The 24,097-nt window shown below is 63.9% G+C and carries 21 protein-coding genes; 9 read left to right on the forward strand and 12 right to left on the reverse strand.

Annotated elements, in window-relative coordinates:
* Nucleotides 1-138 precede the first annotated feature (138 nt).
* Nucleotides 139-642, reverse strand: coding sequence for a MarR family transcriptional regulator (locus tag EN885_RS13785; RefSeq protein ID WP_128241634.1), 504 nt, complete (start codon nt 640-642; stop codon nt 139-141).
* A gap of 133 nt (nt 643-775) precedes the next feature.
* On the opposite strand from EN885_RS13785, the gene EN885_RS13790 reads away from it, so the two are divergent.
* The 4 genes from EN885_RS13790 to EN885_RS13805 all read left to right on the forward strand — a co-directional run bounded on the left by EN885_RS13790 (nt 776) and on the right by EN885_RS13805 (nt 4,197).
* On the forward strand, nt 776-1,258 hold the full coding sequence (locus EN885_RS13790; protein ID WP_128241635.1) for an isoprenylcysteine carboxylmethyltransferase family protein: 483 nt from the start codon (nt 776-778) through the stop codon (nt 1,256-1,258).
* A 265-nt stretch (nt 1,259-1,523) separates the two neighbouring features.
* Nucleotides 1,524-2,378, forward strand: a complete 855-nt coding sequence (locus EN885_RS13795; RefSeq protein WP_128241636.1) for a MetQ/NlpA family lipoprotein — start codon at nt 1,524-1,526, stop codon at nt 2,376-2,378.
* A 93-nt stretch (nt 2,379-2,471) separates the two neighbouring features.
* A complete protein-coding gene (locus EN885_RS13800) occupies nt 2,472-3,560 on the forward strand; it encodes a methionine ABC transporter ATP-binding protein (RefSeq protein WP_128241637.1) in 1,089 nt (362 codons plus the stop codon).
* Nucleotides 3,541-4,197, forward strand: coding sequence for a methionine ABC transporter permease (locus EN885_RS13805; RefSeq protein WP_128241638.1), 657 nt, complete (start codon nt 3,541-3,543; stop codon nt 4,195-4,197). Before EN885_RS13800 ends, EN885_RS13805 begins: the two co-directional genes overlap by 20 nt.
* Before the next feature lie 2 nt (nt 4,198-4,199).
* On the opposite strand, the gene EN885_RS13810 is transcribed toward EN885_RS13805, so the two are convergent.
* From EN885_RS13810 to EN885_RS13825, 4 genes are all read right to left on the reverse strand, one after another.
* Nucleotides 4,200-5,315, reverse strand: coding sequence for an aminomethyltransferase family protein (locus EN885_RS13810; protein WP_128241639.1), 1,116 nt, complete (start codon nt 5,313-5,315; stop codon nt 4,200-4,202).
* 230 nt (nt 5,316-5,545) lie between these two features.
* Entirely contained in the window at nt 5,546-6,334 is a 789-nt protein-coding gene (locus EN885_RS13815) for an ABC transporter substrate-binding protein (protein WP_128241640.1), read from the reverse strand.
* Nucleotides 6,335-6,458: 124 nt separating this feature from the next.
* Nucleotides 6,459-8,204, reverse strand: coding sequence for a hydantoinase B/oxoprolinase family protein (locus EN885_RS13820; RefSeq protein ID WP_128241641.1), 1,746 nt, complete (start codon nt 8,202-8,204; stop codon nt 6,459-6,461).
* A 1-nt stretch (nt 8,205) separates the two neighbouring features.
* Nucleotides 8,206-10,290 carry a hydantoinase/oxoprolinase family protein gene (locus tag EN885_RS13825; protein WP_128241642.1) on the reverse strand — a complete coding sequence of 695 codons (2,085 nt, stop codon included), beginning with the start codon at nt 10,288-10,290 and terminating at the stop codon, nt 8,206-8,208.
* Nucleotides 10,291-10,523: 233 nt separating this feature from the next.
* Here EN885_RS13825 and EN885_RS13830 point away from each other — a divergent pair, with 233 nt between their 5' ends.
* The 5 genes from EN885_RS13830 (at nt 10,524) to EN885_RS13850 (ending at nt 16,867) form a co-directional block, all read left to right on the forward strand.
* Nucleotides 10,524-11,351, forward strand: coding sequence for a ferredoxin--NADP reductase (locus EN885_RS13830; protein ID WP_128241643.1), 828 nt, complete (start codon nt 10,524-10,526; stop codon nt 11,349-11,351).
* A 158-nt stretch (nt 11,352-11,509) separates the two neighbouring features.
* On the forward strand, nt 11,510-12,559 hold the full coding sequence (gene deoC / locus EN885_RS13835) for a deoxyribose-phosphate aldolase (protein ID WP_128241644.1): 1,050 nt from the start codon (nt 11,510-11,512) through the stop codon (nt 12,557-12,559).
* A gap of 14 nt (nt 12,560-12,573) precedes the next feature.
* On the forward strand, nt 12,574-14,946 hold the full coding sequence (locus EN885_RS13840) for an aldehyde dehydrogenase family protein (protein WP_128241645.1): 2,373 nt from the start codon (nt 12,574-12,576) through the stop codon (nt 14,944-14,946).
* Between the two features lie 180 nt (nt 14,947-15,126).
* On the forward strand, nt 15,127-15,858 hold the full coding sequence (locus EN885_RS13845) for an SDR family oxidoreductase (RefSeq protein WP_128241646.1): 732 nt from the start codon (nt 15,127-15,129) through the stop codon (nt 15,856-15,858).
* A 163-nt stretch (nt 15,859-16,021) separates the two neighbouring features.
* Entirely contained in the window at nt 16,022-16,867 is an 846-nt protein-coding gene (locus EN885_RS13850; protein WP_128241647.1) for a fumarylacetoacetate hydrolase family protein, read from the forward strand.
* Between the two features lie 165 nt (nt 16,868-17,032).
* Here EN885_RS13850 and EN885_RS13855 read toward each other — a convergent pair whose 3' ends face one another.
* The 7 genes from EN885_RS13855 to EN885_RS13890 all read right to left on the reverse strand — a co-directional run bounded on the left by EN885_RS13855 (nt 17,033) and on the right by EN885_RS13890 (nt 23,989).
* On the reverse strand, nt 17,033-18,031 hold the full coding sequence (locus EN885_RS13855; RefSeq protein ID WP_127206082.1) for an ABC transporter ATP-binding protein: 999 nt from the start codon (nt 18,029-18,031) through the stop codon (nt 17,033-17,035).
* Nucleotides 18,032-18,242: 211 nt separating this feature from the next.
* The gene (locus EN885_RS13865) at nt 18,243-19,298 is read right to left on the reverse strand and encodes a Gfo/Idh/MocA family oxidoreductase (RefSeq protein WP_128241649.1); all 1,056 of its coding nucleotides are present in this window, start codon (nt 19,296-19,298) and stop codon (nt 18,243-18,245) included.
* 1 nt (nt 19,299) lies between these two features.
* Nucleotides 19,300-19,767, reverse strand: a complete 468-nt coding sequence (locus tag EN885_RS13870) for a DUF4304 domain-containing protein (protein ID WP_128241650.1) — start codon at nt 19,765-19,767, stop codon at nt 19,300-19,302.
* Nucleotides 19,764-20,603: a carbohydrate ABC transporter permease gene (locus tag EN885_RS13875; RefSeq protein ID WP_128241651.1), complete on the reverse strand. Its 840-nt coding sequence runs from the start codon at nt 20,601-20,603 to the stop codon at nt 19,764-19,766. Before EN885_RS13875 ends, EN885_RS13870 begins: the two co-directional genes overlap by 4 nt.
* An 8-nt stretch (nt 20,604-20,611) precedes the next feature.
* Nucleotides 20,612-21,535: a sugar ABC transporter permease gene (locus EN885_RS13880; protein WP_128241652.1), complete on the reverse strand. Its 924-nt coding sequence runs from the start codon at nt 21,533-21,535 to the stop codon at nt 20,612-20,614.
* 235 nt (nt 21,536-21,770) lie between these two features.
* Nucleotides 21,771-23,030, reverse strand: coding sequence for an ABC transporter substrate-binding protein (locus EN885_RS13885; protein ID WP_128241653.1), 1,260 nt, complete (start codon nt 23,028-23,030; stop codon nt 21,771-21,773).
* Nucleotides 23,031-23,032: 2 nt separating this feature from the next.
* Nucleotides 23,033-23,989, reverse strand: a complete 957-nt coding sequence (locus tag EN885_RS13890; protein ID WP_128241654.1) for an N-acetylmuramic acid 6-phosphate etherase — start codon at nt 23,987-23,989, stop codon at nt 23,033-23,035.
* Nucleotides 23,990-24,097: the final 108 nt, after the last annotated feature.

Raw genomic sequence — 24,097 nt, forward strand, 5'->3', positions numbered from 1 at the left:
CAGAGGTTCCGGTTGGCGACTGTCCGCCGGCGGGCCCGGACGGAAGCGGCAACAGCCAAGCGCATCCAGGCTGAAACGGCACGCGGTCGGGGGGCGCTCAAGCAGGATTCCCATCAATGGCGCCGCGCCGCCTTTGCGTCAGCCCAGCCGCTCCGACCGCACTTTCACATCATCGCTGAGCTGCCGCACGATCTCGGCGGTCTTGCGGATATCCGTTTCGTCGAGAGCGACGCCCATGGTCGAGGCTATCCCCATCAGCTGGGCGTTGAGCTCGCCGTAACGCGCGGCGCCTTTGCGCGTCAGCTGCACAAGCTTCGAGCGCCGGTGCTTCGGATTGTCGACGAATTCGACGAGCCCCTCGGCCGCAAGCTCATCCGCCAGCCGCTGCATGCGCTGACGGCTGGTGGGCCGCATCTGGGCGATCTGCGGCACGGTGAGCGGGCCAAGCAGCGCGAGGCTTCGCATGAAGCCGAACGCACCGCCGCCCCAACTGGTGATGAGCCCTGTCTTCTGGCCGAGAGCCCGTATTCTGAAGAAGCACTGGGCCACTTCGAGCATCAGCTCGGCGATCGCCTCGGCCTTGCCGTCAAAGACGGGGTCCGCCCCTCGGACCCCGTCAGTCCCGTGTCGTGCCGACGCCATCGCTTTTGCTCCTTTTTGTCTGGGTCAATTTCTGCGATTGACACCACAGTTGTCAACTTTTAGAATGACACCTTAGTTGTCGTTTCTAGGGGGCTATGGGCTTCGTAGCCCTCCAGCATCTGCGGGAGCAGACATGGAGATGGACCCGGCTGGGCAAACCGACACCGGAACCGCAGGCGTCATCGCGAGACCGCCCCTGCTCTTTCTCGCCGCTCTTCTGATTGGCTTCGTCCTGGATCGCCTGCTGCGCTTGCCGTTCCCGGTTGCAGGGGCCTGGGTCATCGGCGGTTTGCTGATCCTGATCGGTCTGGCGCTTTTCGCCGCGGGCATACGCAACTTCTCCCGCGCGGAGACGCCGGTGCCGACGAATGAGCCGACGCGCGTGCTGGTGACGACCGGCATCCACGGATGGACGCGCAATCCGATCTACCTCGGCATGTTCCTCATCTATGCCGGCGTCGGCGTGGCCGCGCAGAATATTTGGATCCTTGTCCTCACGCTGCCGCTTGCGATCCTGATCCGCTACGGCGTCGTCGCCCGCGAGGAGGCCTATCTCGAGCGGCGTTTCGGCGATGCGTATCGCGACTACAAGCAAAGCGTGCGGCGGTGGCTCTGAGCGGGAAAAGCGCGGACGGGGAAAGCGACCGCGTTGCGTCTGGTTGCGCCAAGGGATCTCGCCAAAAAATGGCGTGCCCCGCCTACACGATGCACGCGGTAAGCGCCCCTGTGCTCGCAATGGCATAATCTTTGAGAGAATATTCCCGGCTTCGCATCTGGCGAGAAACGCGGTTCTTTGATCCGGCGGCCAGCATCCCCGATGCTGTGGACAAGGCTTCGCGCTTTGCCTGGCCACCATGATCTAACAACGGACGGGATTCATCATGATCGGGAATACCAACACTTTGCTGTCGTCCTTTTCGGCAACTATAAATCGCCGCACAGGTCTTGCATTACTTTTCGCTTCGGCTGTCGCAATTGCCGGTTTGGCTGCGCCCGGTTCGGCCTTCGCCGAGGACAAGAAGGCGATCAAGGTCGGCATCATCAGCGGCGAGGATGAAGACGTATGGCGCGTCGTCACCGCGCAGGCGGCCGAGAAAGGGCTGACGATCGAGACCGTGGTGTTCAACGACTACACCCAGCCGAACGAGGCGCTGGAGCGTGGCGAAATCGACGCCAACGCCTTCCAGCACAAGCCCTATCTCGACAGTCAGATCAAGACGCAGGGCTATCATATCGTTCCCGTCGGCTATACCGGCGTCTGGCCGATCGGTCTCTATTCCAAGAAGCTTGCTAAGGTCGCCGACCTGGCCGAGGGCGCCGTCATCGGCGTGCCGAACGACCCGTCCAATGAAGGCCGGGCGCTGCGCGTCCTGCAGAATGAGGGCCTCATCAAGCTGAAGGACGGCACCGGTATCCTGGCGACAACGGCCGACATCGCCGACAACCCGAAGAAACTGGTCATCAAGGAGCTCGACGCCGGCATCGTCGGGCGTTCGGTGGAAGACCTCGACGCGGCCGTGGTCAACACGGATTGGGCGCTGAAAAGCGGCCTGACCCCCGAAAACCGCATCGCGCAGGAGCCGATCGCCGACAATCCGTATCGCAATTTCATTGCGGTGAAGGCCGGCAGCGAGAACGAGCCCTGGGTGAAGACACTGGTGGCTTCCTATCAGAACGAGGCGGTAAAGGCCGAGTTCGACAAGGTCTACAAGGGCACCGGCACCAGCGCCTATTGATGAGACATGTATCCGGGCGGATATGAAAAGGCGGTCCGCGCCCAACGCGCGGGCCGCAATACTATTTTACGGACCGCCGAAACAGGAACGGCCATGAACCAGCATTTCCCCGCAACTGCCAAGATACCGGTCGGCACCCCGGAGCGGCCGGAGGACGTCGTGCGGCTCACCGGGCTGAAGCGCCGCTTCGGCCAGACCGCGGCGCTCGACGGCGTGTCGCTCGCTGTGCAGAAGGGCGAGATTCTCGGCATCATCGGCCGCAGCGGCGCCGGCAAGTCGACGCTGATCCGCTGCCTCAACGGTCTGGAGCGGCCGGATTCCGGCCAGGTCCTCATCGAAGGCCGCGAAATCAGCCGGCTCGGCGAGCGCGAATTGCAGCCGCTCAGGCGGCGCATCGGCATGATCTTCCAGCACTTCAACCTGCTCTCGGCCAAGACCGTCGAGGACAATGTCGCGCTGCCGCTCAAGATCGAAGGCCGCCCCAGGGCCGAACGCCTGGCGCGCGCGGCCGAGCTGCTCGAGCTCGTCGGCCTGTCGGAGAAGGCGAAAGCCTATCCGGCATCGCTGTCGGGCGGCCAGAAGCAGCGCGTCGGCATCGCCAGGGCGCTTGCCGCGCGGCCCGCGCTGCTGCTGTCGGACGAAGCCACCTCGGCGCTGGACCCGGAGACGACCCGCTCCATCCTTGCGCTTTTGAAAGACATCAACCGGCAGCTCGGCCTGACCATTCTGCTGATCACCCATGAGATGGAGGTGATCCGCTCGATCGCCGACCGCGTCGCGGTGATCGACGCCGGCCGCATTGTCGAGGAAGGACCGGTGTGGTCGGTCTTTGCCGATCCGAAGTCGGCGATCACACAGAGCCTGCTTAGCGGCATCCGGCCGCAATTGCCGGCGGAGATCGCAAGCCGGCTAACGCGGACGGAAAGCGGCGAGGCGATTCTGAGGATCGACGTGGCGGGCGAGGCGGCGCGCGGCCCGCTGCTGTCCGACCTCGCTGCGGCCCTACCGGGCGGGTTTCGCCTCGTCCATGGCGGCATCGACCATGTCCAGCGGCAGCCTGTCGGCACGCTGTTCCTGGCCGTGCCGGGCAACGACGCAAACCATCTGACGCGGGTGATCGCGTTCCTGAAAGCCCGCGAGGCGCGGGTGGAGGTGCTTGGCTATGTCTCCAATTCTTTTTGAGCTCCTGCTGCGTTCGATCTGGGAGACGATCCTGATGACGGCCGCGTCCGGATTCATTTCGCTGGTTTTCGGACTGCCGCTCGGCTTGGCGCTGGTTGCCACCGACCGTGGCGGCATCGCCGAAAGCCTGTGGGTGAATCGCGTCCTCGGCGCTGTCATCAACGGCTTCCGCTCGGTGCCGTTCATCATCCTGCTGGTCGCGCTGATCCCGGTGACACGGCTGATCGTCGGCACGTCGATCGGCACCTGGGCTGCCATCGTGCCGCTGTCGATCGCGGCCACGCCCTACTACGCCCGCATCGCCGAAGTGTCGCTGCGCGAGGTCGACCACGGGCTGATCGAGGCGGCGCGCGCCATGGGCGGCAACCGCTGGACGATCATCCGCGAGGTGCTGGTGCCGGAAGCCCTGCCCGGCATCGTCGCCGGCTTCACGGTCACGCTGGTGACGCTGATCGGCGCCTCGGCAATGGCCGGCGCCATCGGCGCCGGCGGGCTTGGCGACCTCGCCATCCGCTACGGCTACCAGCGCTTCGAGACGTCAGTCATGGTCGCCGTGGTCATCGTGCTGATCATCCTGGTCTGCGGCATCCAGTGGGCCGGTGACCGGCTGGTCGCAAGGCTGGATCATAGGGCGTAGGATCAGGCTCTCAGCCTCACGCCGTCTGGATCGAAGAACGGCATCGGCGACACCACCGCGCGTGTTGGCGTGCCATCGATGTCGATGCTGAGTTCCGTTCCGATCTGCGTGAATGGCAGCCGCAGATGCGCGGTCGCCAGCACCGTACCCAGCGAATAGCCGTGGTCGCTGTAGGTGACGACGCCGGCATCCTCGCCGCCGGCCAGAACCCGCGCATTCGCCGCCGCCGGTGTGCTGCCTTCGACGATCAGCCCGGTCCAGCGCTCGTCGACGCCTGTGTCGCGGACCTTGAGCAGCGCCTCGCGGCCGACGAAATCGCCCTTGTCGAACTTGATCCAGCTGTTAAGGCCGACATGGAACGGCGTGCGGGTCTCGTCCATGTCGATGCCATGCGCCGGATAGGCCTTCTCCAGCCCCAGCGTGAACATCGCCAGCACGCCATAGGGTTTCAGGCCGAAATCGCGGCCGGCCCGCATCAGCATGTCCCAGACGGTGGCGGCCTCGTCGGCCGGCACGAAAAGCTCGAAGCCGAGCTCGCCGGTCACGCCGGTGCGCGAGATCAGCAGCTTCGTCTCGCCGATGCGCGCTGTGGTGAACGACCAGCGTTTCAAGCCATCCAGATCGGCGTCCTGCACCAGCACCTTCAGCAGCCCGCGCGAGCGCGGTCCCTGTATCGTCGGGAAGGCGATGGCCGCGGTGATGTCGGTGACATAGGCGTTTCGGCCCTCGGCGTGATGCAGCAGCCAGGGCAGCATTTTCTGGCGGTTGACGGAGCCGGTCACCAGCATGAAATGCTCGGGCCCAAGCCTGAACACGGTGAGGTCGTCCATGATGCCGCCATCCTCGCGGCAGACGGTCGAATAACGCACCTGTCCCGGCCGCATGGCTGCGGCGTCGTTGACGATGACATGGTTGACCAGGGCCTCGGCATCCGGGCCCTTGATGTCCATCTTGCCCATGGTGCTGAGGTCCTGGACACCGACATTCTTGCGCGTGTTCAGATGCTCGTCGGCAATGCCGGAGTAATATCTGGCCGAGATGAAATCGCCGCCGACCCGGCCCATCGTCGCGCCGAGCCCGACGATGCTGCTATAAAAAGGGGATCGCCGTTCGGGCATAATATTTCTTTCATTGACGAAGGAGGTGTGGCGTCGCGCTTCAGGTTAATGGCCTCGTGTGGAGGCGACCAATTGCCGATGTCGGCACCGCCCCTCATCCGCCTGCCGGCACCTTCTCCCCGTCACTATACGGGGAGAAGTGCCCGGCAGGGCGATGAGGGGCAGCACAAGCCTGAAGCGATTGCCCTGACCTTTGAATAAGGCCAAGGTACTCCGCTCGGAGCGCCTCGCTACGCCCCCCGCCTACTCGCCGGAACGTCGAAGGCAAAATACTTGTCGTTGATTTCCTTGTATTTGCCGTTGGCGCGCAGCGCGTCGATCGCGGCATCGAGCTTGTCGGTCAGATCCTTGTTGCCCTTCTGCAGGGCGATGCCGACGCCGGGGCCATGAATGGCCGGGTCTGGCGCCAGCGTGCCGAGCAATTTGCAGCAGGCGCCCTCAGGTTTCTTCAGCCATTCGGTCAGCAGGATAGAGCCGTCCATCACCGCGTCGAGACGGCCATTGACCATGTCGGTGCGGGCATCGTCACCGGTCGGATAGGGCTTGGTGGTCGAGCCTGCGTACTTCTGTTCGGCGAAATTCTGGTGGATCGTCGCGCTCTGCACGCCCAGCGCCTTGCCTTTCAGGTCCTCGGGCGAGGTGCCTGATACAGTCGAATCCTTCGGCACCGCGATGGCCGGCGGCGTCTGGTAGTACTTGTGGGTGAAGTCGACCTTCTCGGCTCGTTCCGGCGTGATGGTGATGTTGATGATGGCATCGAACTTGCCAGCCTGCAGTGCCGGGATCGAGCCGTCGAAATCCTGCACGACGAACTCGCACTCGGTCTTCATCTGCGCGCACAGCGCCTTGCCGAGATCGATGTCGAAGCCGCCCAGCGTGCCGTCGGCATTGGCGTAGTTGAAAGGCGGATAGGCGCCCTCGGTGCCGAGCCTGAGTTTCTTGTCCTGGGCAGAGGCGGCGCCGGTAGCGACAGCCAGGGCGACGGACGCGGCAAGCACGAAACGACCGAAAAGGCGCATGATCCAGATCTCCGTTGATAGGGGCAAGTCTACGGGGTTTTGTACCTCCGGCGGAGACGGAAACGACATGCCCTGCGGCGATCGCGGCGCACAGGGAGATCGGCGTTTGCGCGGACCAGCGACACTAGCTGGCGGCGCGCTTCTTGTCCGTCGCAGCCCGATTGATCGCCAGCCTGTCCGCCGACAGAGCGACACCGAATTTTCCATCGGCTTCCTCGGGCGTATAGTATCCCAAGGCCACATCCCTCAGCACCAGTTCCGGATCGCGCTGCAAGGGATCGCCATAGCCGCCACCGCCCGGCGTGCCGACGCGCACGCGGTCGCCTGCCTTCAGCGCGATGTCCTGCTCCTTGGAGAGGTGCGGCGGCACATGTTCCTTGCCGTCGCGAAACACGGTCACCGTGTTGACCGCGCCGTCCTTGCCGCCGAGCGCGCCCTGCGGGCCGAAGCGGCCGTGGTCCATGACGAAGGAGGCGCGGGCGTCGCCACGCAGGATCTCGACCTCATAGGCGAGGCCAAAACCGCCGCGATGCTTGCCGGCGCCGCCCGAGCCTTCGCGCAAGGCATAGTGGCGATAGAGCACCGGAAAAGCCTGCTCCATGATCTCGACCGGCGGCGACTTGGAAATGCCGATGGTCGAGCAGCCGTTGGTCAGGCCGTCATGGCCGGCATTGCCGCCATAGCCGCCGCCGGAGATCTGGTACATGACATAGTCGCGGCCGCGCGCCGGATCGTTGCCGCCGAGCGCGAAATTGCCGCTGGAGCCCGCCGGCGCCGCCGTGACCTTGTCCGGCAGCGCCTGCACCATGGCCGCGAACACCGCCTCGGCGATGCGTTGCGAAACCTCGGCCGCGCAGCCGGACACCGGTCGCGGATATTTGGCATCGAGGAAGGTGCCTTCCGGCCGCTTGACGATCAGCGGCTCGAAGGCGCCGGCGCTGATCGGCACATCCGGGAAAATGTGGCGCATGGCGAGATAGACCGACGACAAGGTCGTCGCCAGCACGCTGTTCATCGGCCCGGCACAAGGCTTCGACGAGCCTGAGAAGTCGAAGCTGAGCGTGTCGCCCTGTTTCTCCACAGCAAGCGCGATTGTCAGCGGCTCGTTCACCACCCCGTCGGAATCGACAAAGGCCTGCGAGCGATAGATGCCGTCGGGAATGGCCGATATGTTGGCGCGCATCTGCTCGGCGGCGCGGCGGCGCAATTCGGCGATCGCTTCGACAACCGTTTCGTCTCCGTAACGATCCAGGATTCCATTGAGCCGGTCTTGACCGATCAGCAGGGCCGCCGCCTGCGCGCGGATGTCGCCGATGCGCTGGTCGGCAACCCGGATGTTCGAGCAAATGATGGCGTAGATCTCGGGATCGAGCACGCCCTTCTTGAACAGTTTCACCGGCGGCAGCCGCAAGCCTTCCTGCTCGACCGCCGTTGCCGAGGCGGAAAAGCCGCCCGGCACCGAGCCGCCGATGTCAGGCCAATGGCCGGTGTTCGACAGCCAGCAGAAAATCTTTCCGTCCCGGTAGACCGGCATGGCGAAGCGCACATCCATCAGGTGGGTGCCGCCGAGATAAGGGTCGTTGACGATATAGATGTCGCCAGGCTCGGGCGGCAGGCAGCGTCCGTCGGCGATCATCTCGATCACCGTCCTGGTCGAATACTGCATCACGCCGACGAATACCGGCAGACCCTGGCTGCCTTGCGCGATCAGCGATCCGTCGACGGCGGAATAGATGCCGTCGGAGCGATCGTTGGCCTCGGCTATGACGGGCGAAAAGGCGGCGCGTGAAAACGTCAGGTCCATCTCGTCGCAGACCTGCTGCAGCGCCGCCTGGATGACCGAAAGCGTGATAGCGTCGAGCTTTTCCATCTCAGGCCTCACCGATGTCGATGATGATGTTGCCGTCGGCGTCCGAGCGCGCCCGGTCGCCGGGCTCGAGCACGGTGGTCGCGTCCATCTGCTCAAGAATCGCGGGCCCTTCGATAACGGCGTCGAGCGGCAGCTTCTCCCTGCTATAGACCGGCGTGTCGTGCCAGCGCCCGCCATACCAGACCGGCCGGATCTCGCGGCGCGCCTCATCGAGCGTTCTGGCGCGGCCAGCCGGGTCGATCAGCCGGGACAGATCGATCGCCGGCCGCACACCCGTCACCGAGGTGTTGAGATTGACCAGATTGGCGCGGATTTCCGGCAGCTCGACCTTGAAGCGGGCGAAATAGGCCTTCTCGAAGAGATGCTGCAGCACCTCGCGCGTCACCGCGGACGACGGCAGCGGCACGTTGATGATGTGGGTCTGGCCGACGAACTGCATGTCGGCGGAATGCGTGACGCGGATCGTCTCCGGCTTCACCGCTTCCTTGCCGATCAGCTCCTCGCCTTCGTTTCGATGCCGTTCCAATATAGCATGGAGATGGATCTCGTCGAGGCTCGCAACCGGTTGGTTGATCGTGTTGACGAAATCGTGCCTGAGATCGGCGACGACGCAGCCGAGCGCATTGGTGATGCCCGGCCGCGCCGGCACCAGCACTTTGGGCAGGCCGAGCTCGCGCGCCAGTGCGGTCGCATGCAGCGGCCCGGCGCCGCCGAAGGCGAACAGCGCGAAATCGCGCGGGTCGTGGCCGCGCGATACCGAGACCATGCGGATAGCGCCGGCCATCTTCATGTTGCCCAGTCGCAGCACCGCTCCCGCCGCCTCGACGCCGGACAGGCCGGTAGGTCGGCCGATCCGGTCCTCGAATATGCCGGTAACATGCTCTGATGTGACCGGATTCTCGACCGCAAGCAGCTTCTTCGGCGCCAGCCGGCCGAGCACCAGATTGGCATCGGTGATGGTCGGCTCGCTGCCGCCGCGCCCGTAGCAGATCGGGCCGGGATTGGCGCCTGCGCTTTCCGGGCCGATCTGGATCAGGCCGGCCGCATCGACGCGGGCGATCGAGCCGCCGCCGGCGCCGACCGTATGCACCGCCACCATCGGCACATGGATCGGCATCGCATATTCGATCTCGATCTCGTTCGACACCGCCGGTTCGGCATTGCGGATCAGTGCCACGTCGGTCGAGGTGCCACCCATGTCGTAGGTGACGAGGTTTTCGAAGCCGGCGCGTTTTCCGGTATAGGCGGCCGCAATGACACCGGAGGCCGGGCCGGACATGACGGTCTTGGCCGACTCACGTGTGACAAAGCGGGCCGAGATCATGCCGCCATTGCCGTTCATGATCAGGAAGTCGCGGGCATAGCCTTGCGATCCCAATTCCTTACGCAGCCGCTCGACATAGCGTTCGAGAATCGGCTGCACCGAAGCGTTGACCGAAGCGGTCACGCCGCGCTCGAATTCGCGCGCTTCCGACAGCAGCGCGTGGCCTGACGTGATGTAGCCGTTTGGCCAAAGCTCGGCGGCGATCTCGGCGGCGCGCCGCTCATGCGCCGGATTGGCATAGGAATGCAGGAAATGGATGACGAGGGATTCGCAGCCGGCCTCGATCAGGCTTTTCACCGCGTCGCGCATCTCGGCCTCGTCGAGTGGAATGCGCACCGCGCCCGAGGCTTCGACGCGCTCCGACACTTCAAGCCGCAGATTGCGCGGAATGATCGGGACGAAGGTGCCCGTCATGCCATAGGCCTGCGGCCGTGTCCGCCGGCCAAGCTCGATGACGTCGCGAAAGCCGCGCGTGGTGATCATGCCGGTTTTGGCCAGCCGGCGTTCCAGAACTGCGTTGGTGGTGGTCGTCGTGCCGTGGACGATGAGGTCGATGCCGTCGACCGGGAAGCCGGTGGCGCCGAGCGCCGAAACGACGCCGAAGGCTTGGTTGTCGATAGTGGTCGGGGTCTTGGCGATATGCACCCGGCCGCCGTCACGGCCGTCGATCAGCAGCAGGTCGGTGAAGGTTCCGCCAACGTCGATGCCGGCGACGACACTGCCCAGGGAATCCAGCGTCTGCGCCGAAAAATTCTCTTTCATTGTCGAAACCCGAAATGCCCGGACTACTGATATGTCACAGTTTGGAAAGGTGTTTCACGCTGGCGTCTTGACGCAAATATCATTTGTATACTAATAAATTCCGGACACAAGAGCTTACCGCTTCGCAGTGTGCAAACGGCACGCCGGAACCTGATCGGTTCGGGCGCGCAGGAGAAGGTTTGGCGCCCATCTAGAAGATTGGGTCTTGAGCCCGGGCCAGAAGGTTAGGTTTGATGAACACCACATCCGCGCTCAACACCGCCGACGCCCGGCCGTTGCAGTTCCCTATACCGGCCAATGTCTATGCCGAGACCGTCGTCTCGGTGAAGCACTATACCGATCGGCTGTTCTCGTTCCGCATCACCCGGCCGCAGTCGCTGCGTTTCCGCTCCGGCGAGTTCGTCATGATCGGCCTGCCCAACGCCGAAAAGCCGGTGTACCGCGCCTATTCGATCGCCAGCCCTGCCTGGGACGACGAGCTGGAATTCTTCTCGATCAAGGTGCCGGACGGCCCGCTGACCTCGGAGTTGCAGAAGATTGAGATCGGCGACACCGTCATCATGCGGCAGAAGTCGACCGGCACGCTGGTGGTCGACGCGCTGACCCCGGCCAAGCGCCTGTTCATGATCTCGACCGGCACAGGCATCGCGCCCTTTGCCAGCCTGCTGCGCGATCCCGACACCTATGAGAAGTTCGAGCAGGTGATCCTGACCCACACCTGCCGCGACATCGCTGAACTCACCTATGGTCAGGAGTTGGTCGCTGCGCTGGAGAACGATCCGCTGATCGGCGAACTGACCGGCGGCCGCGTCACGCTCTACAATTCGACGACGCGCGAAACCTCCGAGCGCATGGGCCGCATCACCGCGCTGATCGGCTCGGGTAAATTCTACACCGATCTCGGCATCGACAAGCTCGACCCGGAGACCGACCGCATCATGATCTGCGGCTCGATGCATATGCTCAAGGACGTCAAGGAACTGGCCGAAAGCCTCGGCTTCCAGGAAGGTTCGCTGCATCATCCGGCGAGCTTCGTCGTCGAGCGCGCCTTCGTCGGCTGAGGCGCCGGGACGCTGCGGCGTCCGCCTCATGCAGGTTTTGACCGTACGGTCAAAAATCTGCTGCTTTCGTGGCCTTTTTCAACTATGACCGCTTGAAGGACTCGTGAAGCGCTGCTTCACGGGCTATCTTCGGCACAAGTCGAACGAAAGGGCAGGAGATGAGCAGCACAATCCGCGAAGCCGATCTCGGACCTTCCAAGATCACGCCGCTGCCGGCGCGCACCGCCGCCAACGCGCCGGCGCCGCAAGCGCACGGTATTGCCCGCAATCCCGGCATGAAGCTCGATCTCGGCTTCATGGAATCGATGCGCAGCGTCAACCGCTCGGCGCTGGAGCGGCGTGTCGCCAGCCTGACCAAGCGCCGCTCGATCAAGGCCGACAACCAGGCCGCCTGGCTGCTGCGCGTCGTCGCCTGCATGGACCTGACCACGCTGAACTCGAACGACACCGAAGAGCGCGTGCGCCGGCTCTGCGCCAAGGCGGTCAATCCGTTCCGCCGCGACATCGTCGAAGGGCTCGGCATCACTGGTGAAAAGATCCGCCCGGCGGCGGTCTGCGTCTATCACCCCTTCGTTGCCACCGCCGTCGAGGCGCTGCGCGGCAGCGGCATCCATGTCGCCGCCGTATCCACCGCTTTCCCGCACGGCCTCACCCCGCTTTCGACCCGCCTGCAGGAGATCGAAGCTTCGGTGAGGGACGGCGCCGACGAGATCGACGTCGTCATTCCGCGCGGGCTGGTCTTCGGGGCGAAGTGGCAGGAACTCTATAACGAGATCGTCTCGATGCGCGCCGCCTGCGGCGAGGCACATCTGAAGGTTATTCTCGGCACCGGCGACCTCGCCACGCTGCGCAACGTCATGCTCGCCTCGATGGTGGCGATGATGGCGGGCGCCGATTTCATCAAGACCTCGACCGGCAAGGAAAGCGTCAACGCGACGCTGCCGGTCGGCCTTGCCATGGTGCGCGCCATCCGCGCCTATTTCGAGGAGACCGGTTGCCTCATCGGCTTCAAGCCGGCGGGCGGCATTTCCACCGCCAAGGCTTCGCTCGACTGGCTGGTGCTGATGAAGGAAGAGCTTGGCCGGCGATGGCTGGAGCCAGACCTGTTCCGCTTCGGTGCGTCGAGCCTGCTGACCGACATAGAGCGCCAGCTCGAACACCATCTGACCGGCCACTACTCGGCCAATCATCGCCACGCGATGGCGTGATTTCGGAGCCCCTGATGAACATTCTCGAACGCTATCACGCCATGGAATACGGCCCGGCGCCGGAAGCCCGCAACGAGGCCGATGCATGGCTTGCCGCGCGCGACTTCTCCAAAGCACTGTTCATCGGCGGCGACTGGAAAGCAGCCACAGGCGGCAAGACCTTCGAGACCAGCGATCCTTCCTCGGGCAAGTTGTTGGCCAAGGTATCGGATGCCGGTGCCGCCGACATCGATGCCGCGGTTTCGGCCGCGGCAAAAGCGCTGCCGAAGTGGAGCGCATCCTCAGGTTACAGCCGAGCCAAAGTGCTCTACGCCATCGGCCGTGCCATGCAGCGCCACCAGCGCCTGTTCGCGGTGCTGGAATCGATCGACAATGGCAAGCCGATCCGCGAAAGCCGCGATATCGACGTGCCGCTGGCCATCCGCCATTTCATCCACCATGCCGGCTGGGCGCAGGCGCTGGACAAGGATTTTCCCGGCCATAAGGGCGTCGGCGTCGTCGGCCAGATCATCCCGTGGAACTTCCCGCTTTTGATGCTGGCCTGGAAGATCGCGCCGGCGCTCGCCGCGGGCTGCACCGTAGTACTGAAGCCGGCCGAGTTCACGCCGCTCACCGCCATCCTGTTTGCCGAGATCTGCGAACGATCGGGCGTGCCGAAAGGTGTCGTCAACATCGTCCAGGGCGGACCGGAGGCGGGCGCGGCAATCGTCAATCATCCCGGCGTCCAGAAGATCGCGTTCACCGGGTCGTCCGAGGTCGGCAAGATCATCCGCAAAGCCACCGCAGGGTCGGGCAAGAAATTGTCGCTGGAACTTGGCGGCAAGTCGGCCTTCGTCGTCTTCGAGGACGCCGATCTCGACAGCGCCGTCGAGGGACTGGTCGACGGCATCTGGTTCAACCAGGGCCAGGTCTGCTGTGCCGGCTCGCGCCTTTTGGTGCAGGAAGGCATCGCCGAAGCCTTCATCGCCAAGGTCAAGACGCGGATGAGCCGGTTGCGCGTCGGCAGCCCGCTCGACAAGAACACCGATATCGGCCCGCTGGTCGACTTGACCCAGCTCGATCGCGTCAAGGGTCTGGTCGCCGAAGGCGCCAAACAGGGCGCCGTCTGCTGGCAGCCGGATGTGGCGCTGCCGTCCTCCGGCTATTATCACCTGCCGACACTGGCGACAGGCGTTTCGCCGGCTAACATCCTGGCGCAGGAAGAGGTGTTCGGGCCGGTGCTCGCGACCATGACCTTCCGCAACACCGAGGAAGCGGTCGAGCTCGCCAACAACACGCGCTACGGGCTGGCCGCCTCGGTGTGGAGCGAGAACGTCAACCTCGCGCTGCACGTCGCGCCGCAATTGAAAGCAGGTGTCGTCTGGGTCAACGGCACCAACATGTTCGACGCCGCCTGCGGCTTCGGCGGCTACCGCGAGAGCGGCTTCGGCCGCGAGGGCGGGCGCGAGGGCATGTTCGAATATTTCTCGGCAAAACTGCCGCTCGGCCCGGTCATCAAGGCGGCAACAGCTTCGCCCCAGCCTGTCGAGCAGGCCGACGGCGACGCCATCGACCGCACGGCAAAACTGTTCATCGGTGGCAAGCAGGTCAGGCCGGACGGCAATTATTCGATTGCCGTCGCCACCGCCAAGGGCAAGCTTGCCGGCGAGGTCGGTCTCGGCAGCCGCAAGGATATCCGCGACGCCGTCGCGGCTGCACGTGCCTGCAGGGGCTGGCCGGAGGCGACCGCCTACAACCGCAGCCAGGTGCTCTATTATCTGGCCGAGAACCTCTCCGGCCGCGCCGATGAATTCGCCGCCCGCCTCACAGAGCTTACCGGCGCCACCGTCAAGGCGGCGCGCGAAGAGGTCGAGCTGTCGATCGAGCGGCTGTTCCTCTATGCCGGCCTGGCCGACAAATTCGAGGGCCGTGTCCACCAGCCGCCGGCCCGCGCCGTCACGCTGGCACTGCACGAGCCGGTCGGCGTCGTCGGCATCGTGGCATCCGACAATGCGCCTTTGCTCGGCCTGATGTCGCTGGTGGCGCCGGCTCTCGCCATGGGTAGCACCGTGGTCGCGGTGCCTTCGGAAAAATATCCGCTGCTTGCCACCGATCTCTATCAGGTCATCGAATATTCCGACGTTCCGGCCGGCGCCATCAACATCGTCACCGGCCGCACCGCCGAGCTCGCCGGCGTGCTGGCCAAGCATGATGATGTCGACGGGCTCTGGGTGTTCGCCGATGCCGAGACCTGCGCCAAGGCCGAAGCCGACTCTGTCGGCAATCTCAAGCGCGTCTGGACCGGTAACGGCCGCAGCCTCGACTGGGCATCGAGCGAGGCCGCCGGCGATGCCTTCCTGCGCCGTGCCGTCGAGGTCAAGAACGTCTGGGTGCCCTACGGCGACTGAACCGGTCGCCTTTCACGCGGTCGGACGAGAAGCGTTCGGGCTTGACGGCAGAAATGATGTTCTTTACCGAGAAAAAACATTTAAGCGAACAGCGATACAGGCGGCATGATAGTGCCTATCTGGCACATTGCGCCTTGGCCGCGTGGCGGTAAAAACCGGGCGGCCACAGAGGAGAAAAGCATGGCGGATCTGGCAGGCAAGATCGTTGTCGTCACAGCGGCGGCACAGGGCATCGGCCGGGCGAGCGCGCTGGCTTTCGCCAAGGCGGGCGCCGTCGTCCATGCCACCGACATCAACGAGGTGATGCTCGCCGAACTTGGCAAGACGCCCGGGATCAAGACCCGCAAGCTCGACGTGCTGAACGACGAGGCCGTGACCTCGGCCTTCGCCGAGATCGGCGCCGTCGATGTGCTGTTCAACTGCGCCGGCTTCGTCCATTCAGGCTCGATCCTGGAGATGAAGGACGCCGATCTCGACTTCGCCTATGATCTCAACGTCCGCTCGATGATCCGCACCATCCGCGCTGTACTGCCCGGCATGCTGGAGCGCGGCGACGGCTCGATCATCAACATGGCGTCGCTGGCCAGCTCGACCAAGGGCGTGCCCAACCGCTTCGTCTATGGGCTGACCAAAGCGGCCGTCATCGGCCTGACCAAATCGGTCGCCGCCGACTATGTCGGCAAGGGCGTCCGCTGCAACGCCATCTGCCCGGGCACGGTCGAAAGCCCGTCGCTGCAGGACCGCATGCATGCGCAGGGCGACTACGAGGCCGCTCGCGCCGCCTTCATCGCCCGCCAGCCGATGGGCCGCCTCGGCACACCAGAGGAAATCGCCGATCTCGCCGTCTATCTGGCCGGCGCCACCTATACGTCGGGGCAGGCTTACAATATCGACGGTGGCTGGTCGATCTAGGAGTCTGAAAATCCTGTTCCGCCGGGCGCCTGACGCGGCGTCTGTGCTTGCCTAGGCTCACGTACTTTAAGTACGCTCCGCTCCGGTTCTGGAAAACCACGCCATTCGCCGCAGCGGAGCGAGTTTGCAAACGGCCTCTGGTCTCAACTGGGAGAAAAATTCTATGAAACTGCTGCGCTATGGCGAGGCGGGAAGCGAACGCCCCGGCCTGCTCGATGCGGATGGGACGATCCGTGACCTCTCCGCCCATGTCACCGACATTGCCGGCAAGGCGCTCGACCCGGCATCGCTCGAGACATTGTCGAAGCTCGATCCAAAATCGCTGCCGGCGGTTTCCGGCAAGCCGCGCATCGGCGCCTGCGTCGCCGGCACCGGCAAATTCATCTGCATCGGCCTCAACTATTCCGACCACGCCGCCGAGACCGGCGCCACCGTGCCGCCGGAGCCGATCATCTTCATGAAGGCGAGCTCGGCCATCGTCGGGCCTGATGACGACGTGATGATCCCGCGAGGCTCGGTCAAGACCGACTGGGAGGTCGAGCTTGGCGTGGTCATCGGCAAGACCGCGAAATACGTCACCGAGGCCGAGGCGCTGGACTATGTCGCCGGCTACTGCGTCGCGCACGACGTTTCCGAGCGCGCCTTCCAGGCCGAGCGTCAGGGCCAGTGGACCAAGGGCAAGAGCTGCGACACGTTCGGGCCGATCGGACCGTGGCTGGTGACCAAGGACGAGGTTAAGGACCCGCAGAACATCCCGATGTGGCTGAAGGTCAACGGCAAGACGATGCAGAACGGCTCGACCAAGACCATGGTCTATGGCGTCGCCTACCTGGTTTCCTACCTCAGCCAGTTCATGTCGCTGCATCCGGGCGACATCATCTCGACCGGCACGCCTCCCGGCGTCGGCCTCGGCATGAAGCCGCCGGTGTTCCTGAAGGCCGGCGACGTCGTCGAGCTCGGCATCGAAGGGCTGGGCATCCAGAAGCAGACGTTCAAGGCGGATTTGTAGCGGCGCTCTGCCTTCTCCCCTTGTGGGAGAAGGTGGATTGGCGCGCAGCGCCAAGACGGATGAGGGGTGTTGGAAGAAACTCCAACGCCTCATTCCGTCCAGCACCCCTCATCCGACCGAGCTTCGCTCGGCCACCTTCTCCCACAGGGGGAGAAGGAAGAGGCGCTACTTCAGCACCTTGCCATCGACCCCGAACCGATAAGTCTTCGCCGGATCCGGCGTCGCATAAAGCGTGGCGCCCGGTTCGGCATTGTAGACGCCGAAGATACGCACGGTGATCAGCCCGGCCTTCTCGCAATCGAGATAGAGATTGGTGTCGGCGCCGAGATGCTCGGCATGGACGACCGTGCCTTTCCAGGCGCCGGATTTCGCATCGACCGTCAGGTGCTCGGGGCGGACGCCGATGGTCTTGGCCGTCTCGCCAAGCCTGGCACCGTCGACGAAATTCATCTTCGGTGAGCCGATGAAGCCGGCGACGAATTCATTTGCCGGCGAATTGTAAAGCTCCATCGGTCCGCCGATCTGCTCGATCTTTCCCGCGTTGAGCACGACGATCTTGTCGGCCAGCGTCATCGCCTCGACCTGGTCGTGGGTGACATAGATCATCGTTGCCTTCAGCCGGCGATGCAGTTGCGCAATCTCCAGCCTGGTGTTGACGCGCAGTGCCGCATCGAGATTGGACAGCGGCTCGTCGAACAGAAAAAGCTTGGGCTCACGCACCACGGCGCGGCCGATGGCGACGCGCTGACGCTGGCCGCCGGAAAGCTCGGCCGGGCGCCTTGCGAGATAGGGTTCCAGCGACAGCATAGAGGAGGCGATGCCGATGCGGCGGTCGATCTCGGCCGCCGGCGTGCCCGCCTGCTTGAGGCCGAGGCCCATATTGTTCTTTACTGTCAGATGCGGGTAGAGCGCGTAGGTCTGGAACACCATGGCGATGCCGCGTTTGGCCGGCGGGGTTGCGGAGACGTCCGCCCCGTCGATCACCACACGCCCCGACGTCGAATCCTCCAGGCCAGCGATGACCCTGAGCAGCGTCGACTTCCCGCAGCCGGAGGGCCCGACGAAGACGACGAACTCGCCATCGGTCACTTCGAGGTTGATGCCCTTCAGCACCTCGACCGGCCCAAAGGCCTTCTTCACATTCTCGATGTTCAGCGAGCCCACGGCGTTCCTCCGGATTGGAATGTGGGCGCCAAGGCACCCCCCTCTGGCCTACCGGCCATCTCCCCCGCAAGGGGGGAGATTGGCAGCTTCGAGGCCTCGCGCCACTTTGCGGCGCTGGAAACTAGCGAAAAGGATACTGACATCCGATCTCCCCCCTTGCGGGGGAGATGTCCGGCAGGACAGAGGGGGGTGGCGTGGAACTCGACCCCTGTCACAATCGCACCGCCTTTCCACTGCGGACGCTCTCGTCGGCGGCAAGGCAGACGGCGAGCGACTTCACCGCGTCGTCCATGTGGCGGGTCAAGTCGAGATCCTCGCGGATCGCCTTCAGCAAAAAAGCCTGTTCGAGATCGCAGAGATCCTGATGGCCGGGTTCGCCCTCCATCGACAGCATCTCATCCGGTTTGGTGAACTTGCCGTCCGCACCGGTTGCCGCGCTGTGCAGGCGGATGGTCGAGGTCTTGGTGTGGGTGTCGACGTCATCGGATCTGACGCCCTCTTTCATGACGATCGACACGCAGCCATGGGGGGAGATCACGTCCTTCACGAAGAAGGCGGTCTCCGAGATCATCGGTCCCCAGCCGGCCTCGTACCAGCCGACCGAGCCATCGTCGAACAGCACCTGCAGGTGGCCGTAATTGTACATCGAGGGCGCGATCTCATCGGTCAGCCGCAGCCCCATGCCGCGCACCTCGACCGGCCTGGCGTCGGTGATCTGCAGCATCACATCGAGGTAGTGCACGCCGCAATCGACGATCGGCGACGTCGTCTGCATCAACTGCTTGTGCGTCTGCCAGCTATGGCCGGAGGACTGCTGGTTGAGGTTCATGCGAAACACGTAAGGGCCGCCGAGCTTGCGCGCCTCGGCGATCAACCTGATCCAGGACGGGTGATGGCGCAGGATGTAGCCGATCACCAGTTTTCTGCCGTTGGCCTTGGCTGCCGCAACCACGCGTTTGGCATCCGCCACCGTCGTCGCCAGCGGCTTTTCGACAAAGACATGGCAGCCGGCCTCGAACGCCTTGACCGCATAGTCGGCATGGCTGTCGGAATAGGTGGCGATACAGGCGACATCGGGCTTCTCGTCGCGCAGCGCCTCATCGAAGGAGCACCTGATGCCGTAGCCGGAAAGCCCGGCCGGCAACGGCACGTCGGAGCGGTTGACCAGTGCCGCGATCTGGAACCCCGGATTGGTGTGATAGGCCAGCGCATGGCTGCGGCCCATATTGCCCAGACCGGCGACGACGACGCGAAGAGGTTCGGCCATTTCAATCTGCCTTTTCTTGCCTGCGAGCTGCGAGAGCCACCATTACCTGTGGCTCGCATTCATCTGCGACCCGCAGAGCCGCTTCTTCACTGTCGCAGCGGGCCAAAAGTCGGAAGCCATAGGCACCGACTCCTTCCTTGATCAGCGAAAGCCTATGATCGTCAGACAAGGGATGCTCAAGATTGAGCGCCTGGGTGAACGCCTTCGACTGCTCGTCTTCCATCTGGGAATTGACGCGCCAACGAATATGACAGTTGTATTCCTTCGGCCGGCGCTCCGCCCCGAACCGCGTCAACCAGATGGCAGCGTTGAGATAGAACTGCGGTCCCCAGGAAGACTTCTGAAGGTTTAGCAAGCAGACGGTCTCCGGCCATTCGCGGTAGAAATTCGTGGCGCGCACGCCTCGAAATCCATAGCGGCTTGCCGTCTCGGCAAGGCTCTGGACGATAATGTCCTGCCCCTCACTCACTTGACCGCTCCGGAAGTAATGCCGCGGATCAGCTGCCGCGAGAAGATGACGTAGAGGATCAGCACCGGCATGATCGCCAGCGACAGTGCCGCCAGGATCGCGTTCCAGTTGGTGACGAACTGACCGAGGAACAGCTGCGCGCCGAGCGTCACCGTCTTGGTCTCCTCCGACGGCGCCAGGATCAGCGGGAACCACAGATCGTTCCAGATCGGGATCATGGTGAAGACGGCGACGGTTGCCATCGATGGCCTGACCAGCGGCAGCACCAGCCGGAAGAAGATGGTGTATTCGGACAGCCCGTCGATCCTGCCCGCATTCTTCAGGTCGTCGGATACCTGCTTCATGAATTCCGACAGGATGAAGACGGCGAGCGGCAGGCCTTGCGCGGTGTAGACCAGGATCAGCGCCGTCAGCGTGTTGACCAGCCCGCTCGCCACCATCAGCTGCAGGATGGCGACGGTGCCAAGGCGGATCGGGATCATGATGCCGAGCGCCAGGTAAAGCCCCATCATCGAGTTGCCGCGAAAGCGGTATTCGGACAGCGCGAAGGCCGCCATCGCGCCGAACAGCAGCACGAAGAACAGCGAGGCGACGGTGACGACGAGGCTGTTCTGGAAATAGTGGATGAAATCGCCCTGCCCGATCACGGTGGTGTAGCCGATCAGGTCGAAGGTTTTCGGGGTCGGCGGCGCTAGCGGCGCGCCGAAGATCGCCGCGCGGGATTTAAACGAATTCACGATGACGATGATCACCGGAAACAGCGCGATCACCGTGTAGGTCAACAGCACCGCATGGGCACCGATGGTGCGGGGCAGGGAGTGGGTTGCGGTGCTCATCTTACGCCTCAGAACTGGTAGCGACGCAGGCGCGTCTGGACGAGGAAGAGATAGACGCAGACGCCGCCAAGGATGATCAGGAACATCATGGTGGCGATCGCCGCGCCCATGTTGGGATCGCCGACCTGCAACTGGAAACCGAAGAAGGCGCGGTAGAGGAAGGTGCCGAGGATATCGGTCGAATAATTCGGTCCGGCCAGCGCGCCCTGCGCGGTGTAGATCAGGTCGAAGGCGTTGAAATTGCCGACGAAGGTCAGGATCGAGATGATGCCGATCGACGGCAGGATCAGCGGCAGCTTGATCTTCCAGAACTGCGACATGCCGGTGATGCCGTCGCATTCGGCCGCTTCGATCACTTCCTCGGGGATGGACAGCAGCGCGGCGTAGATCAGCATCATCGGGATGCCGACGAACTGCCACACCGAGATCAGGCTGAGCGTGGTCAGCGCATATTGCTCCTTGCCGAGCCACGGCGTGAACAGGCTTTTGAGGCCGACAAGATCCATCAGGTTAGGCGCCACGCCCCACAGCGGCGACAGGATCAGCTTCCAGGCGAAGCCGACGATGACGAAGGACAGGACCGTCGGCACGAAGATCGCCGTACGGTAGAAGGCGGAGAACCTAAGCCGCGGGCTGGACAGCAATGCGGCCAGCAGGACGCCGATCGGGTTCTGCACGACCATGTGGATGATGAAGAACCAGACGTTGTTGCGCAGGGCGTTCCAGAAATTGACCGACCAGTTGGGATCGCCGAACAGCCTGCGGAAATTTTCGAACCCGACGAAGACCTGGGCCTGCTCGATGTTGCGAAACAGCGAGAGCTGCAGCGTGCCGGCCAGCGGCAGGATCATGATCGCCGTATAGACCAGCACCGCCGGCGCCAGGAAGACGACGATATGCCAGCGGAACGGTCGTTTCGGTGCTGCGGCCATGCGTTCGGTCCCGCCGATCAGGTTCTTGCAATTGCCGCCAAAAGGCGCGGCGCCTTCCTCCCCCTCGAGGGGAGGGTGCCTCGCGAAGCGAGGCGGGTGGGGTCGGCCAAGGCAGTGCGCCATCGTGACTTCGACCGTGCCTTTCAGCAACGATGAAGCCGCGGCCTGCCTTTACCGACCCCCTCTGTCGCCTTCGGCGACATCTCCCCCTCGAGGGGGGAGATAGCGCTCGCTCTTACTTGCCAGCCTTGTACCAGCTGTCGAGGCCGTCCTGCAGCTTCTTGGCCGCAGCTTCCGGCGTGACGGTGCCGTTGATGACGTTGGCCGATTCAACCCACGTCTCGTTCTCGAGGTTCGGCGTGCCGCGCGACAGGATCTGATAGGTCGAGCGGATCGTCGACTTGCACTTGTCGCGCCAGGAGACGAATTCCTGTGCCAGCGGGTCTTCCATCTTCACCGGCGTGTTGTTCAGGCTGAAGAAGCCCGGCAGCGCGTTGGCGTAGATGGTGGCGAAATCAGGCGAGGCCACCCAGGTCAGGAAGGTCTTGGCCGCATCCGCATTCTTCGACGCCGCATTGAGGCCCATGCCGATGTCGGTGTGGTCGGAGATGTAGCAGGTGTCGCCGGCCTTCTGCACCGGCGGCGGGAATGCGCCCATCTTGAACTGCGCCTGCGTGTTGAACAGGCCGATTTCCCACGAGCCGGCCGGGTAGATGGCGGCGCGGCCGAGCGTAAACAGGTTCTGGCTGTCCGGATAGGTCTGCGCCTCGAAGCCGTCGCCGAGATAGGGCTTCCACTTGGCCAGCTCTTCATATGGCGCCACCCAGGCCTTGTCGGTCAGCTTCTGTTCGCCCTTGATCAGCGCTGCGCGGCCTTCTTCGCCCTTCCAGTAGTTCGGGCCGATGTTCTGGTAGCCCATGGTCGCGGCTTCCCAAAGGTCCTTGGTGCCCATCGCCATCGGAATGTAGGTGCCGTCGGCCTTGATCTTGTCGAGCGCGGCGTAGAACTCCTCATTCGTCGTCGGCACCTTGATGCCGAGCTTGTCGAAGGCGTCCTTGTTGTAGATGAAGCCGTGGATGACGGAAGCCATCGGCACACAGAAGCTCGCCTTGCCGTCGTCGGTCTGCCATGCGGCCTTGGCGACGTCGGAGAAATTCTCCATGCCGGGCAGTGTCGAGATGTCGGCGAGGTTGCCCTTCTTGAACAGCTCCAGCGACTTGTCGAACGGGCGGCAGGTGATCAGGTCGCCCGCCGAGCCGGCGGCGAGCTTGGCGCCGAGTGCTGCGTCATATTCGGTCGGTGCCGACGGCGCGAACACCACCTTGATGCCCGGGTTCTTGGCCTCGAAAGCCGGGATCAGCTTGTCCTTCCAGATGGCAAGGTCGTCGCCACGCCAGCTTTCGATGTTGAGCGTTACGTCTTGGGCATAGGCCATTCCGGCTGAGCCGAGAATGCTGGTGCCGAGAAGAAGTGCCGTCAGTAGTTTCGTTGTCATGCTCAGTCTCCCTGTTGACCTTTTTCAGGTTCGGTTTTGAGAACAGAGGCTTTCTGCCCCATGCTCCCCTCAATCACGGAAAGGGCCGGGCGAAGCTTCTGGCCGGTCCCTTCCAGTATCTTCTCGGCCGCATCGGCGCTGGCGACGCCGGCGGCGAGCAGAATGGCGGTCTTGACGCCGCCGCCGCTCTTCTCGAGCAGGCGCGCCGCATCGTCCTTGTCGCGCCCGCTGATGGCGGCGACGATGCGTGCGGCGCGGTCGCGCAGCTTGATGTTGTCGGCCATGAGGTTGACCATGTAGCCGTCATGCACATGGCCAAGATGGATGGCGGTCAGCGTCGAAAGCATGTTGAGCGCGATCTTCTGGGCAGTGCCGGCGCCCATGCGCGTCGAGCCGGCGATCAGCTCAGGCGGCGTTTCGAGCAATATGGCGATATCGGCCAGCCGAAGCAGCGGCGCATCCTTGTTGTTGGCGATGGCGATGGTCGCCGCGCCCCGGCGCCTGGCGTCCTCGATCGCCCTGACGGCATAGGGTGTCGAGCCGCTGGCCGAGACCGCGATCAGGCAGTCGCCCTCGCCGATGCCGGCATTGGCAACCGCCGCCGAGGCTTCGTCGATATCGTCTTCCGGCCCGCCGGCCAGTGTCTTGAAGCCATCGTCGCCGCCGGCGATCAGTATGGCGATGCGGTCGCGCTGAATGCCGAAGGTGCCCGGCAGTTCCAGCGCATCGGCCAGCGCCATCAGGCCCGAGCTGCCGGCCGCCGCATAGGCGAGCTTGCCGCCGCTCTTCAGCCGGGCGGCGATGATCTCGGCTGCATCGGCGATGGCGGGGATGGCGCCGCGCACCGCCTTGGCGGCCTCGATCTGCGCATTGGCCAAAGAGGAAAGGATGGCGTCCGGAGCCTGGATATCCAGCCCCTCGGCATTCTGGTGAAGCGCTTCGGTGCGCGTTTCTGCCATCCGCTTTCCCTCCAATTCAGAAAACAATACCAAAAAAATACCACTTGTCCACACGCATTAACGGAATCGTTGCAGCCAAATCGGTCTACCGGCAAAATGTGCTGATTT

Origin of the sequence: Mesorhizobium sp. M6A.T.Cr.TU.014.01.1.1 (assembly GCF_004022765.1) — a bacterium.
Taxonomy (GTDB): domain Bacteria; phylum Pseudomonadota; class Alphaproteobacteria; order Rhizobiales; family Rhizobiaceae; genus Mesorhizobium; species Mesorhizobium mediterraneum.

What these genes read in the sequence shown, in the direction of transcription:
- EN885_RS13785 (WP_128241634.1), bottom strand. Translation starts at nt 642, where the DNA reads ATGGCGTCGGCACGACACGGGACTGACGGGGTCCGAGGGGCGGACCCC.
- EN885_RS13790 (WP_128241635.1), top strand. Translation starts at nt 776, where the DNA reads ATGGAGATGGACCCGGCTGGGCAAACCGACACCGGAACCGCAGGCGTC.
- EN885_RS13795 (WP_128241636.1), top strand. Translation starts at nt 1,524, where the DNA reads ATGATCGGGAATACCAACACTTTGCTGTCGTCCTTTTCGGCAACTATA.
- EN885_RS13800 (WP_128241637.1), top strand. Translation starts at nt 2,472, where the DNA reads ATGAACCAGCATTTCCCCGCAACTGCCAAGATACCGGTCGGCACCCCG.
- EN885_RS13805 (WP_128241638.1), top strand. Translation starts at nt 3,541, where the DNA reads ATGTCTCCAATTCTTTTTGAGCTCCTGCTGCGTTCGATCTGGGAGACG.
- EN885_RS13810 (WP_128241639.1), bottom strand. Translation starts at nt 5,315, where the DNA reads ATGCCCGAACGGCGATCCCCTTTTTATAGCAGCATCGTCGGGCTCGGC.
- EN885_RS13815 (WP_128241640.1), bottom strand. Translation starts at nt 6,334, where the DNA reads ATGCGCCTTTTCGGTCGTTTCGTGCTTGCCGCGTCCGTCGCCCTGGCT.
- EN885_RS13820 (WP_128241641.1), bottom strand. Translation starts at nt 8,204, where the DNA reads ATGGAAAAGCTCGACGCTATCACGCTTTCGGTCATCCAGGCGGCGCTG.
- EN885_RS13825 (WP_128241642.1), bottom strand. Translation starts at nt 10,290, where the DNA reads ATGAAAGAGAATTTTTCGGCGCAGACGCTGGATTCCCTGGGCAGTGTC.
- EN885_RS13830 (WP_128241643.1), top strand. Translation starts at nt 10,524, where the DNA reads ATGAACACCACATCCGCGCTCAACACCGCCGACGCCCGGCCGTTGCAG.
- deoC (WP_128241644.1), top strand. Translation starts at nt 11,510, where the DNA reads ATGAGCAGCACAATCCGCGAAGCCGATCTCGGACCTTCCAAGATCACG.
- EN885_RS13840 (WP_128241645.1), top strand. Translation starts at nt 12,574, where the DNA reads ATGAACATTCTCGAACGCTATCACGCCATGGAATACGGCCCGGCGCCG.
- EN885_RS13845 (WP_128241646.1), top strand. Translation starts at nt 15,127, where the DNA reads ATGGCGGATCTGGCAGGCAAGATCGTTGTCGTCACAGCGGCGGCACAG.
- EN885_RS13850 (WP_128241647.1), top strand. Translation starts at nt 16,022, where the DNA reads ATGAAACTGCTGCGCTATGGCGAGGCGGGAAGCGAACGCCCCGGCCTG.
- EN885_RS13865 (WP_128241649.1), bottom strand. Translation starts at nt 19,298, where the DNA reads ATGGCCGAACCTCTTCGCGTCGTCGTCGCCGGTCTGGGCAATATGGGC.
- EN885_RS13875 (WP_128241651.1), bottom strand. Translation starts at nt 20,603, where the DNA reads ATGAGCACCGCAACCCACTCCCTGCCCCGCACCATCGGTGCCCATGCG.
- EN885_RS13880 (WP_128241652.1), bottom strand. Translation starts at nt 21,535, where the DNA reads ATGGCCGCAGCACCGAAACGACCGTTCCGCTGGCATATCGTCGTCTTC.
- EN885_RS13885 (WP_128241653.1), bottom strand. Translation starts at nt 23,030, where the DNA reads ATGACAACGAAACTACTGACGGCACTTCTTCTCGGCACCAGCATTCTC.
- EN885_RS13890 (WP_128241654.1), bottom strand. Translation starts at nt 23,989, where the DNA reads ATGGCAGAAACGCGCACCGAAGCGCTTCACCAGAATGCCGAGGGGCTG.